The organism is Mesorhizobium sp. M4B.F.Ca.ET.089.01.1.1, assembly GCF_004022605.1.
In the GTDB taxonomy this organism is placed as follows: domain Bacteria; phylum Pseudomonadota; class Alphaproteobacteria; order Rhizobiales; family Rhizobiaceae; genus Mesorhizobium; species Mesorhizobium abyssinicae.
In genome coordinates, this window is record NZ_RZOS01000144.1 from 1 (window position 1) to 12,836 (window position 12,836).

At 64.9% G+C, this 12,836-nt stretch carries 11 protein-coding genes; 2 read left to right on the forward strand and 9 right to left on the reverse strand.

Going from position 1 to position 12,836, the window contains the following annotated elements:
- Nucleotides 1-518: FAD-binding oxidoreductase (locus tag EN780_RS15705; protein WP_133372623.1), on the forward strand; the 518-nt coding region annotated here is incomplete at its 5' end.
- A gap of 42 nt (nt 519-560) precedes the next feature.
- On the opposite strand, the gene EN780_RS15710 is transcribed toward EN780_RS15705, so the two are convergent.
- The 6 genes from EN780_RS15710 to argE all read right to left on the reverse strand — a co-directional run bounded on the left by EN780_RS15710 (nt 561) and on the right by argE (nt 7,139).
- Complete coding sequence (locus EN780_RS15710) at nt 561-2,018, reverse strand: NAD-dependent succinate-semialdehyde dehydrogenase (protein WP_128274640.1); 1,458 nt, start codon at nt 2,016-2,018, stop codon at nt 561-563.
- A 17-nt stretch (nt 2,019-2,035) separates the two neighbouring features.
- A complete protein-coding gene (locus tag EN780_RS15715; protein ID WP_128274641.1) occupies nt 2,036-3,079 on the reverse strand; it encodes a tartrate dehydrogenase in 1,044 nt (347 codons plus the stop codon).
- A 10-nt stretch (nt 3,080-3,089) separates the two neighbouring features.
- Complete coding sequence (locus EN780_RS15720; RefSeq protein WP_128274642.1) at nt 3,090-4,553, reverse strand: aldehyde dehydrogenase family protein; 1,464 nt, start codon at nt 4,551-4,553, stop codon at nt 3,090-3,092.
- A 147-nt stretch (nt 4,554-4,700) separates the two neighbouring features.
- A complete protein-coding gene (locus EN780_RS15725; protein ID WP_128274643.1) occupies nt 4,701-5,054 on the reverse strand; it encodes a cupin domain-containing protein in 354 nt (117 codons plus the stop codon).
- Between the two features lie 24 nt (nt 5,055-5,078).
- On the reverse strand, nt 5,079-6,002 hold the full coding sequence (locus tag EN780_RS15730; RefSeq protein WP_128274644.1) for a glyoxylate/hydroxypyruvate reductase A: 924 nt from the start codon (nt 6,000-6,002) through the stop codon (nt 5,079-5,081).
- Between the two features lie 12 nt (nt 6,003-6,014).
- Nucleotides 6,015-7,139: an acetylornithine deacetylase gene (gene argE, locus EN780_RS15735; protein WP_128274645.1), complete on the reverse strand. Its 1,125-nt coding sequence runs from the start codon at nt 7,137-7,139 to the stop codon at nt 6,015-6,017.
- A 227-nt stretch (nt 7,140-7,366) separates the two neighbouring features.
- Here argE and EN780_RS15740 point away from each other — a divergent pair, with 227 nt between their 5' ends.
- Nucleotides 7,367-8,269, forward strand: coding sequence for a GNAT family N-acetyltransferase (locus EN780_RS15740; protein ID WP_128274646.1), 903 nt, complete (start codon nt 7,367-7,369; stop codon nt 8,267-8,269).
- 96 nt (nt 8,270-8,365) lie between these two features.
- Here EN780_RS15740 and EN780_RS15745 read toward each other — a convergent pair whose 3' ends face one another.
- From EN780_RS15745 to EN780_RS15755, 3 genes are all read right to left on the reverse strand, one after another.
- Entirely contained in the window at nt 8,366-9,991 is a 1,626-nt protein-coding gene (locus EN780_RS15745) for an AMP-binding protein (RefSeq protein ID WP_128274647.1), read from the reverse strand.
- A gap of 157 nt (nt 9,992-10,148) precedes the next feature.
- On the reverse strand, nt 10,149-11,582 hold the full coding sequence (locus tag EN780_RS15750; protein ID WP_128274648.1) for an APC family permease: 1,434 nt from the start codon (nt 11,580-11,582) through the stop codon (nt 10,149-10,151).
- Nucleotides 11,583-11,673: 91 nt separating this feature from the next.
- On the reverse strand, nt 11,674-12,836 hold a 1,163-nt coding region (locus EN780_RS15755), incomplete at its 5' end, for a LysR substrate-binding domain-containing protein (protein ID WP_128274649.1).

The following is a 12,836-nucleotide window of genomic DNA, read 5'->3' on the forward strand; positions in this document are numbered from 1 at the left end:
GCTTCATCATCGCCACGCGGCCGTTAAGCGATGCCGAGATCGCCACGACCATGCCGGGCAACCGGACATGCGTGACCTCGATGAACATCGGCAACTACTTCCGGCTTTCGCCGGACAAGCGCCTGATCTTCGGCGGCCGCGCGCGCTTCTCTGCAACGTCGGATCAGCGCTCCGACGCCAAAAGCGGAGAGATATTGCGAGCAGGCCTCGCCGCGATCTTCCCGCAACTCGCCAAGGTCGAGATCGACTATTGCTGGGGTGGGCTGGTCGATATGACCAAGGACCGGTTTCCACGGGCCGGCTACCATGATGGGGTCTGGTACGCGATGGGCTATTCCGGCCACGGCGCGCAGCTTTCCACTCATCTCGGCATGATATTGGCCGATGCCATGCTCGGCCGCGAGGACCGCAATCCGCTGAAAGGGCTCGAGTGGCCTTCCATTCCCGGCTATTCCGGCAAGCCCTGGTTCCTGCCGATGGTCGGCCTCTACTACAAGGCGCTTGACCGGATTCAGTGAGGCAGTAGGGGAGTAGGGGACAGGCGCTCATTCCCTACTGCCTTACTCCCCTACTCCCATATGAAAACTCTTCATCTCGAGATATTCCTCGATGCCGGCCTGGGCACCTTCGCGCCCAAGACCGGACTGCTTAACGCCGCCGAAGGGAGCCACTTCCATCGAGACCGAGCCGGTGTTGAGCCCCACCATGCCGAACTCCAGCGCCTCGCCGACGCGCCAGGCGCGTTTCAAACTCTCGGTGTAGAAGTAGGAAGCAAGCCCGTAAGGCGTGCCGTTGGCCAGCGAGATCGCCTCTTCCTCCGTCTCGAAGCGGAAAAGCGGCGCGACCGGGCCGAAAGTTTCCTCGCCGGCAAGCTGCATGTCTTTCGTGGCGCCGGTCAGCACCAGTGGCGCGACATACTGGTGACCGACCGGTAGCGCCGGCTTTTCGGTGATGATCGCCGCGCCCTTGGCTAGCGCGTCCTCGACGTGACGGTTGATCTTCTCGACCGCCGCCATGTTGATCATTGGCCCGATGGCGATGCCGGGTTCGGTGCCCGGCCCGACCTTCATGGCGTTGACACGGGCGGAGAGCTTCGCGGCGAAGGTCTCGTAGACACCGGCCTGGACGATAATGCGGTTGGCGCAAACGCAGGTCTGGCCGCCATTGCGGAATTTTGAGACCAGCGCGCCCTCGACGGCGAGATCGAGGTCGGCGTCGTCGAAGACGATGAAGGGCGCGTTGCCGCCAAGTTCGAGGCTGAGCCGCTTCACGCTGTCGGCCGCGCCGCGCATCAGCAGCGAGCCGACCCGCGTTGAGCCGGTAAAGGAGATCTTGCGCACGGTCTCGTTCGCCATGATCTCGTTGCCGATATCGGCCGGCACGCCGGTGACGATGTTGATGACGCCGGCGGGGATGCCGGCACGTTCGGCGAGCACGCCGAGCGCCAGCGCTGAATAGGGCGTGAACTCCGATGGCTTGATGACCACCGTGCAGCCGGCGGCCAACGCCGGCGCGACCTTGCGGGTGATCATCGCATTGGGAAAATTCCACGGCGTGATGATGCCGCACACGCCGACCGGCTCCTTCAGCACGATGATGCGCCGGTCTCGCGTCGGCGAGGGGATGGTGTGGCCGTTGATGCGGCGTGCCTCCTCGGCGAACCATTTGACGAAGGACGCGCCGTAGCGGATCTCGCCTTTGGCCTCGTCCAGCGGCTTGCCCTGTTCCGTCGTCAGGATCAGCGCAAGATCGTCCAGATGCGCCAGCATCAGCCGATGCCAGGCTTCCAGGAGGGCAGCGCGCTCGGCGTTGGTCCTTTTCCTCCAGCCATCATAGGCAGCAGCCGCGGCGTCTATGGCCGCGCGGGTCTCCGGAGCGGCCATGTCGGGCACGGTGCCGATCGCGGCCTGGGTCGCCGGATCGATGACATCGACCGTCTTGCCGGAGTCGGCGATGACCCATTCGCCGCTGATCAAACCGGCTTCGCGGAAGAGGCTTTTGTCTTTCAGGTTTCTCATCGAAAACGACCTTGCAATCAGGTGAGCGCCGCGACGACGGCAGCGGTGATGGCTTGTGTGCGATCCTTGCCGGGGGTGGTTCCAATGCCTCGCGCGGTTGTCGCCTCGAGCGCCTTCATGACGCGGCCGGCGGCAGCCTTTTCGCCGAGATGATCGAGCATCATGGCGCCGGACCAGATGGTGGCGATCGGGTTGGCGATGCCGAGATGGGCGATGTCGGGCGCCGAGCCGTGCACCGGCTCGAACATGGACGGCGCCGAACGGTCGGGATTGATGTTGGCGGAGGCGGCATAGCCGAGCCCGCCCTGGATCGCCGCGCCGATGTCGGTCAGGATGTCGCCGAACAGGTTGGAAGCGACGAGCACGTCGAGGCTCTCCGGCGCCATGATCATGCGCGCCGCGAGCGCATCGACATGATAGCTGCTCACCTCGACGTCCGGATAATCCCCCGCAAGCTTGCGGGTGACCTCGTCCCAGAACACCATCGAGTATTTCTGGGCGTTGGACTTGGTGACGGAAGCAAGCTTGCCCCGCCGTGATCGCGCCTGCTCGAAGCCGAAGCGCAGGATGCGCTCGATTCCGGCGCGGGTGAAGACCGATGTCTCCACCGCGACCTCGTCCAAAGTGCCCTGGTGCACACGCCCGCCGGCGCCGGAATATTCGCCCTCGGTGTTCTCACGGATGCACAGGATGTCGAAGCTCTCCGCTCGCAGCGGTCCCGTGACCCCAGGAAGCAGGCGGTGTGGCCGGATGTTGGCATATTGCACGAATGCCTTGCGGATCGGCAGCAGCAGGCCGTGCAGCGAGACCGAATCCGGCACCTCCGCCGGCCAGCCGACCGCGCCGAGAAGGATGGCGTCGAAGCCGCGCAAGGTCTCGATGCCATCCTCGGGCATCATGCGGCCGGTCTCCTTGTAGAAGCGGCAGGACCAGGGGAACTCGGTGCCCGTCAGGGCAAAGCCGTCCTGCTTGGCCACGGTTTCCAGCACCGTCCAGGCGGCGGCGGTGACATCGCGGCCGATGCCGTCACCGGGGATCAGGGCGATCGAGTAGGATTTCATCGGCATCCCTTCATACGCTGACCAGGACGCTCTTGGTCCTGCGGTTGGCGAGATAGGCGTCGCGGCCAAGGTCCTTGCCGATGCCGGAACGCTTGTAGCCGCCGGTCGGCAGGATGTGGTCGCGCGAGCGGCTGTAGCGGTTGACCCAGACCGTGCCCGCTTCGAGCTTGCGCGCCAAACGGATCGTACGCGATAGATCGGAAGTGAACAGGCCGGAAGCCAGCCCGTAGGTCGGATGGCTGGACAGCGCCAGCGCCTCGTCCTCGGTCTCGAAGGTCTGGACGGTGAGCACCGGGCCGAAGATCTCCTCGACGATCGCGGGATTGGACTGATCTACGTTGGCGATCAGTGTCGGCGCGTAGAAATAGCCGGGGCTATCCATGGCGGCGCCGCCGGTCAGGCATTCGCCGCCTGCCGCCACCGCAGCCCGCACAATGCTGTCGACACGCGCCCGCTGCCGTTCCGAGATGATCGGCGAATAATGCGTCGCCTCGTCCCAGGTCGGGCCAGGCCGCACGGCCTTCATCTTCTCCAGGATCGCGGTCGTCAGCCTGTCGGCCACGCTCTTCTCGACAATCAGCCGGGTGCCGGCGACGCAGGCCTGGCCGGCGTTGAAGGTGACGCTGCCGGCGATCGCCGTCGCCGCCTTGTCCAGATCGGCATCGGCAAAGACGAGCTGCGGGCTCTTGCCGCCAAGCTCCAGCGTCATCGGCTTGACGCCGGTGCGAGCGACGTTCTCCATGATCGCCGAGCCGGCGCGAGTCGAGCCGGTGAAGCTGACCTTGGCGATCTCGGGATGGCCGGTCAGCGCCGGTCCGGTCGTCGGACCGTCTCCTAGCACCACGTTTATGAGCCCTGCCGGCAGACCCGCCCTGACGGCGAGTTGCGCCATGTAGACAGCCGAAAAGGGTGTCATTTCCGACGGCTTCAGCACCACCGCATTGCCCGCGGCCAGCGCCGGGCCAAGCTTCCATCCGGCCATCGAGATGGGAAAATTCCAGGGCGTGATCGCGCCGACCACGCCATAGGGCTCGCTCATGATCATGCCGAGGTTGGCGTCGTCGGTTGGCACGAGCTCGCTGCCTTCCTTGTCGGCGAATTCCGCAAAGAAGCGGATCTGCTCGGCGGTCACCGCGATGTCGCCGGCAATGAGCTGGCCGACCGGGCGGGTGGAGCACAGCGCCTCGATCCTGGCCAGCGTTGCGGCTTCGGCCTCGATCAGGTCGGCCCAGGCCTGCAGCGCCCTGGTGCGCTCGCGCGGCCGGACGCCGCCCCAGTTGCTGGCCTTCAGCGCCGCCCTGGCGCTGTCCAGCGCACGGTCGATCATGTCGGCGCCGGCCACCGGGCAGGCGGCATATTCCTTGCCGTCGGACGGGCGGCGCATCTCGATCGCGCCCTCGGCCGCGATCATTTTCCCGCCGACAAAATGGCCGACGGGAAGGGGAATTGTGTTCGGATCGAAGCTCAGGCTCATGGGCAACCACTTAGCAGCGTTGGCAGCAGCCTAGCGCGGGCGGGCAAGCAGCTTGCATCGTTCGTCGAACCGTCGCGGATGATTGTTGCGTGCGTGTCGCGCGGGACGGCAAAATCTGTCGCTGCCGCTTGAAACCGCGCCGACCGTTCACCCGACCGTCACGTAGATCTTGCGCACCGTTTCGATCGTCTTCCAGACCCCGGTGAAGCCCGGCTTCATGACGAAGCTATCGCCGGCGCCGTAGGTCACCGGCTCGCCGCCGTCCGGCGTGATCTCGATCACGCCAGACAGGATGTGGCAGAACTCGAAAGTCTCTCCCTTGATCGAGCGCGTCTGCCCCGGCGTTGCCTCCCAGACGCCAGTATGGACGAGGTCGTCCTTGGCTGCGTCCTGCGCCCAGGTCTTGAAGGCCGGGTCGCCGGCAATCAGCCGCTCGGGCAACGCCTTGGACTGGCGTGGCGGGAAGGACGGGTCGGTATCGAGGGTCTTCAGCAGGGACAAGGAATGACCTTTCAGGTTGGAGCTTCAATAGCCGCGCGACCGGTCGACGAGCCCGATCGGATCGAGCCCGGCGCGGTGGCGCTTGATGTTGTCGATGACGGCCCGCGCAGCGGTCGCCGGCTGGGTGACGCTGGCGACATGCGGTGTCAGTATGATCTTCGGGTGCGACCAGAATGGATGGCCCGAGGGCAGAGGCTCGGGATCGGTGACATCGATCATCGCTGCCGAGAGGCGGCCGCTATCGAGCGCGGCGACAAGCGCTTCCTGGTCGAGTTGCGGCCCCCGACCGGCGTGGACGAGCGCCGCGCCCTCGGGCAGCTTCGCAAACAGCTCGGCATCGAGGAAACCGCGCGTCTCCTCGGTCAGCGGCAGCAGGCAGACCAGAATGTCGCTGGCCGCAAGCATCTCCTGCAGCCCGTGCCGGCCATCGTGACAGGTCACGCCCTCGATCCGCCGCGGCGAGCGGCTCCAACCGGCAAGCGGAAAGCCGAACGGCTTCAACCGGTCGAGGACGGCCTGGCCGAGCTGCCCGAGCCCGAGCACGCCGATCCGGCGCGAGGCCGCCTGAAGCTGCGGTATGTCGCGCCATTCGCCGGCGCGTTGCTGTGCCAGATATCCAGGGAGGTTGCGGTGGAGCGCAAGCACGGCAAGCGTCGCATATTCCTGCATCATGCGCACGATGCCTTCCTCGATCGTACGCACAATCTTCACCTGTTCCGGCACCCTATCGAGGCGGAACTGGTCTACGCCGGCGCCGATGGAAAACAGGATCTCCAGGTTCCTATAGCGCGCGAGGTCTTCCGGCGCAGTCCAGGTGATGAGATAGCGTACCGCGTCGGGATCGACCGTTGCTGCATTCGTCGTGAAGGGGATGTCCGGCAGTTCCTCGGCGAAGGCCTCTGCGAAGACCCCGCCGCGGGGCGCATCGGAATTGAACAGGAAGGTCATCCCGGTTCCCCTTCAAGCCGCGCAGCGGGCGCCCAGCGCCTCGATCAACCGCTGGCAGGCGGCGAGCTCGCTGGCGAGGATGTATTCGTCGGGCTTGTGGGCGCGACCTATGTCGCCCGGGCCGCAGATGATCGCATCGAAGCCGGCAGCCTGGTAGAGTCCGGCCTCCGTGCCGTAGCTGACGGCGGCGAGCGGCGCTTCGCCGGTCAGTTCGGCCAACAGTGCCGCCAGGCTCGAGTCCTGCGGCAGCGACAGCGCCGGATAAGCGCTCATCGGCGTCCACTTGATCCGTAAGCCGTCGACCGCAAGGGCTTCGGCTCGCGCCCTGACCGGCGCGAGCAGGCTGGCCGGGTCGACGCCGGGTATGGCGCGGGCCTCCAGGTCCAGCGTGCAGGTGTCTGGAATGATGTTGACCGACTGCCCACCCGTCACCACGCCCGCCTGCAGCGAGGAATAGGGCGGCTCGAAGGCGGGGTCGAACGGACCGCACGTCAGCCGCTCGGCTTCGCTGACGGCCGCGCCCAGCGCAGCGGCCATGGCATGGATGGCGTTGAGCCCGAGATCGGGCCGCGATGAATGGCCGGACCGCCCGTTGACCGTCACCCGAGCCGCCGCCTTGCCCTTGTGGCCGCGCACGGCGCGCATGCCGCTCGGCTCGCCGACGATGACGCCGAGCGGTTTCGCGCAAAGTTCGGGAAGGCGGGCGATCAGATGTGGTACGCCGCGGCAACCGACCTCCTCGTCGTAGGAGAAGGCGAGGTGGATCGGTCTGGCCAGGCGCAGTTCTGTCAGGTGAGGCACAGCCGCCAGCGCGGCGGCAAGGAACCCCTTCATGTCCGTGGTGCCACGCCCGTAGAGATATTCGCCCTCCCGGCGCAGCGCGAAAGGGGCCGAGCTCCATTGCGGCTCGCCGGCCGGGACGACGTCCATGTGGCCGGACAGGATGTAGCCCGGGACATCGGCGGGGCCGATCGTCGCGAACAGGTTGGAACGGTCGCCTTCCGGCCCCGGAAGCAGGGTGACCTGCGCCCCGTGCTGCGCAAGATGGGCCGCGATCCAGCTGGCGATGTCGCCGTTCGGTTTGCCGGCGACCGATGGAAAGGCGACGAGACGGTCGAGGATGTCGAAGACGTCCATTCCAACCCTTGAAAGATTTCGGGTCGCCGGGATCGGTGCCGACGACCATATGGTGCTAGATTTCCGGAGAGGATGTGGGCGTTCTTTCGCGATTGCGTGCCGAAAGCGGAAGTGTTTCAGTTGAATCTAGCGTTGGCGCGCGGCTTTCGAGCAAATCCTACCGGTCTGCTTGTTTAGCGTGGGCGGGGAGAGGGCGTCACCCTCTAGTGCGGCAATCTTTCAGGGGCATGGACTTGAAGCCGTCCGGAAGCTTGAAAATCGATACCTTCTCGATGCGCATCGGCGACATCGAGGGCATCGAACTCGACCGGTTGCACGCGCACTCCCTGTCCGTGGGATGGCCGCACCGGGCCGAAGACTGGCAGTTCCTGCGCGAATCGGGACGCGGCTTCGTGGCGCTCGATGAGATCGGCCGCGTTCTCGGTTCGGCCATGTGGTTCGAGCATGGCGCCGACTTCGCGACCGTGGGAATGGTCATCACCTCGCCGCGACTGCAGACGCTCGGAGCCGGGCAATGGCTGATGAAGCGAGTCTTCGATAAGGTCGCCGGCCGCGACCTGCGCCTCAATGCAACCCGAGCGGCAAGACGGCTCTATCTTTCGCTCGACTTCCAGCCGGAGAAGACAGTCTACCAATGCCAGGGTATCGTTCGTGCGGAGGGGACGGGTAGGCTGGCAGAGACCAGGGGCGATGTCCGGACTTTGGGTGAAGGCGACATTCCCGCGGCGATCACGCTCGATGGGGCGGGATTTGGCGTCAGGCGGGCGGCGCTCATCGAAAAGCTCTTCGCGCACTCAGCCGGCTATGGCCTTTTCAAGGGCGACAGGCTGAAAGCCTTCGCGCTCTGCCGCCCGTTCGGGCGGGGCCATGTCGTTGGGCCGGTCGTGGCGGAAAGCGACGCCGACGCCGTGGCGGTCGTCCGGCCGCACGTGGCCGACCACTCGGGGTCCTTCCTCAGGATCGACACGCATATGGACAATGGCGACTTCGCTGCCCTCCTGTCGCACAGCGGAATGCCGGTCTTCGACACGGTGCTGACCATGTCGCTGGGCAAGCGCCTCGCCGATTTTGCTGCCGGTGGCCCGGCTATGCCGAAGACCTATGCCCTGGCGAGCCAAACCCTCGGGTAGTTCGTTGTTTTCGTCGACTGGTCGAGGCCTCGGCCGCCACCAGAAAAACACCGAGCGACTTCCTTCAGCCTAGGCTGGCACCTGAGCACGATGCGCTCAGGTGCAAGTATGCACTTTCAGCTTGAACCGCTGGATCTTGCCAGTCTGCGTCTTTGGAAGCGCATCGATGAACTTGATCGAACGCGGATATTTGTAGGGCGCGATGGTGGCTTTGACATGATCCTGCAAGAGGCGTTGCTCCAACTCGCCCGGGTCGATCCCGTCGATCAGGACGACATGCGCCTCCACGATCTGCCCACGACCGATGTCCGGGACGCCGACGACAGCGCATTCCTTGACATGGGGGTGGGAAAGCAAGGCCGCCTCAACTTCGGGACCAGCGATGTTGTAGCCTGAGGAAATTATCATGTCGTCCGAGCGGGCGGCGAAATGGAAATAACCCTCCTCATCCCGGAAGAACGAGTCCCCTGTCAGGTTCCAGCCGTCGCGCACATAGTCCTTCTGCCGGGGGTCATTCAGGTACCGGCAACCCGTCGGGCCACGGACGGCAAGCCGGCCGACCTCGCCACGCGGTAACTCGTTCATATCGGCATCCACGATCCGGGCCTCGTAGCCGGCAACCGCACGCCCGGTCCTGCCCGGCGCGAGATCGTCCAGCCGGTTGGATATGAAGATGTGCAGCATCTCGGTTGCGCCGATGCCGTCCACAATCGGCTTGCCAGTCCGTTGCACCCAGGCCTCGAACACCGGCGCGGGAAGGGTTTCACCGGCAGAAACCGCGATCCGAAGCGACGAAAGATTGGCCCCTTCGTCGAGCGCGGCGATCATCGCCCGGTAGGCCGTCGGAGCCGTGAACACGATGGTCGCGCCATATCTCTCGATGATCTCGATCATGTTGGCCGGAGAGGCGTGCTCCAGCAGCGTCGCCGTGGCGCCGAAGCGGAGCGGGAAGATGGCAAGTCCGCCAAGGCCGAAGGTGAAGGCGATCGGCGGCGAGCCGACGAAAATGTCCTCGGGCGTGACCTGCAGGACGTCGCGCGCATAACCGTCGGCGATGATCAGCAGGTCCCGATGAAAATGCATCGTCGCCTTTGGCGAGCCGGTGGTGCCCGACGTGAACCCAAGCAGGGCCACGTCGTCGCGACCGGTCTCCACCGCATCGAAAACGACCGGCTTGTCGAGAGCCGCGCGGTCGAGCTCTGCGTCGTGATTGGCCGTGCCATCGAAGCCGACGACCTGCTTGAGGAAGCGGCTGTCCTTGGCGCAAGCCACCATCTCGTCCATCAGCCGCGTGTCGCATAGCGAAAGCGTGATCTTGGCCTTGTCCACGATCTGCGACAGTTCGCCTGATCGCAGCATCGGCATGGTGTTGACCACGACCGCGCCCGCCTTGGTAGCGGCCAGCCAGCACGCCACCATTGCCGGGTTGTTGGCCGAACGGATCAGCACGCGGTTGCCCGGCCGCAGGCCGTAGTTCTCGACGAGCGCGTGCGCCAGGCGGTTGGTCCAGTCGGACAGTTCCTTGTAGGTCCTGCGGCGACCGTTGCCGATCAGCGCTACATGATCACCGAAGCCGCGCTCGACCTGCCGATCGGTCAGCTCTACCGCGGCATTGAGATGCTCCGGATAGTCGAACCCATCGAGCGGAAGGTCAGGCCATTGATCGCCGGGCGGAAGATTGTCACGCGCGAACGTATCGACATGTGCAGAACGACCAAGCATTCGCAAACCTCCACCCGTCGTGAAATGTGCAATGGAAACGACCGGCCGACGGTGGCACAGGAGTCCAGTTGTTTAAAGCTTAAAATGTTTGGCGCCGATATCACTTCCGTTTGCTGGCGGAAGCGCGACCACGCACGCTTCCGCATAGGCATCAATATCAGGCCTGATTTTCACCCATGCGGGCGAAGCGGGCCGGATCTGCCCTCTCCAGTCGCAGCGACAGCCCATATCCGACCACGGCGGCGGCCGGGATCAATGCCGGCAGGATGACCCCTAGCGCGCCGCCGGTGGTGCCGGTGAGGTCGCCAAAATGCAGGAAGATGTAGACGAACAGGGCCGCCATGATCAGCCCCGACAAGGCAGGCAGGACCACAGTCGACAGCGCCGGCGCGCCGGCCTGCTTGTTGCGGAAGAAGACGATCACCGAGAGCGAGGTGACGGTCATCATGCCGAGCACGCCGAGCGTGCCGACCTGGCTGATCCAGGTGAACATGTTGAGCACCGGATCGAGCCCGAGGCCGGCAAAGATCGCCAGCACAATCAGGGCGCCGATCGTCTGCACGACCGAGCCGATGTGGGGGCTCTGGTGATCTGCATGGGTGCGCCCGAAGGCGGGGGGCAACAGGCCCTCGCGTCCTGCCACGTAGCTGTATCGGGCGATGTAGTTGTGGAAGGCCGACAACGCGGCAAAGAGGCTCGACACGAGCAAGATACCGGCAATCGTCGGTATCGGCCCGCCGACATAGCGCCCCGCCAGATCGAAGAAGAGCGCTGATGGATCGCCATAGCCCTGGATGGTCGGGACCAGTTTGTCGGCGCCTATGCCAACGATCATCAGCCAGGTGGTGAACACGAAGAATATGCCGATCATCAGCACCGAAAGGTAAGTGGCGCGCGGAATGGTCTTTTCCGGGTCTCGGGCTTCCTCGGCATAGATCGTGGTTGCCTCGAAGCCGATGAAGGAGCCTAGGCAAAACAGGATCGCAGCGGTCAGCGAACCCGAAAACATCGCGGCGGGGTCGAACACGTTCAGCGCCAGCCCGTGGTCGCCGCCCTTGCCGAGGATGGCAAAGTCGACGATCAGGACAATCAGATATTCGAGCGCGACGGCCACGACGAGAACTTTTGCCGACAGGTCCACCTGCCGGTAGCCCAAAATGGCGACCAGGACGACGGCGATCAGGCTCCACCCCCACCAAGGCAGGACCAGTCCGAGCTCGCTGAAGACACCGGAGGCGATGCCGCCCAGCAGACCGATCAGTCCGAACTGCATGGCGTTGTAGGCGACCAGGGCCACGACCGCCACGGCGCCGGCGGAGCGCCCGCCGAGACCGCGCGCGGCATAGGCGTAGAAGGCGCCGGCATTGGTGACATGCCGCGACATGGCCACGTAACCGGCCGAAAAAGCGAGCATCACCAGCGTCACGAAAATGAAGGTCGCTGGAATACCGGCGCCATTGCCAAGCATGAACGCCAGCGGCATCGCGCCGGCCACGCCGGTCAGGGGAGCTGCTGCCGAGATCACCATGAAGGTCACGGCGATCAGTCCTAGCGAATTCCTGCGAAGTTGATTGCTTCCTGCGGTACTCATTTCTGTCGTTCTCCCTCTCTGTTCCCCATGGCCGATTGACCGGTCCATTGTTTGTTGATGTCTGTTACCGCTCGGCCGTTTCGTCCGGCCGTCATCCCTCTCCGTTGGCGGCATGCCCGAAGGATCGCCGGCATTTGGCCAGAAACTGCCCGACCCATTCGCTGCGGCCGTTGCCGCGTGGCGTGATCGCCACGACCGCCCCTTCCGGAAAGTCCTCGTCCAGCGGTATGGCGAGGATCTCCTTGCCGTCGGGCGCGGTCCTGGCCTGCGGCGCCTGCGGGACGATCGAATATCCAAGACCCTGCGCGACCAGGCCGCGCACCATGGCGAAGGAAGGCGACTGGAAGCGGATGTGCGGTTGCAGCCCGCCGCGCTTGAACAGGGTGTCCGTGGCCGAGCGCACCGAGGGATAATCCAGCAGGATCATGGGCAGTTCAGCCAAATCGCTTAGCCGCAGACTGGATCTGCCGGCCAATGCGTGGCTGGCGTTCAACAGCACATGCGGAGCCGGAGGGCAGACCAGTTCGGCATCGAGGTCAGCTTCGTTCACCGCCCCGAAAGTGATCGCCGCCTCGATCCTGCCGGCCCGCATCTGCTCGATGAGATCGTCATGGTCGGCTTCCAGAAGGCGGATGTCGACATCCGGCCGCTGGCTGGCGAAGCCGGCGACGAGGTCCGGCACGAATTGCGGTCCAAGCGTGATGAAGAAGCCGATGCTGAGATGGTTCTCCGGGTGTGGCGGTCGATGGTCATCCGGCGTGATCGGGATGGCGCGCCGGTAGCCGCGATTGCCGTAGACCAGCGGCGAGCGCTGCGCCGAAAGGTCTATGGTCTCGGCCTCTCCGATAAAGAGGAAATGGGTTCCCCACATCAGCGCCGTCTTGAGTTCGCAGTCGAGGGAAACGACGGCGCCATCGATGATCGGCGCGCCGGTCGCGCCGGGATGCCAAGCGATTGCGCCGAACCGGTCCTGGTTCAAATGCTTGAGGCGGCCGGAGAAGAGATCCGAGACGAAACTCTGGTTGCCGCTGAGCACGTTGGCGCAGAACCGCCTGTTCTTCTTGATCGCCTCGCATGCGGGGCTGAGGTGATGGACGCTGATCAGCAATGAAGGCCGGCTGGTGTCGGCGGACACTGACGTCATCGATGAAACGGTCACGCCGAAACGACCTGCCTCGCCGTCCGTGGTCACCACGGTGACGGCGGCGGCCACGCGGCTCATGCCTTCGATGAAACGGGCGCGCAGATCGGCAT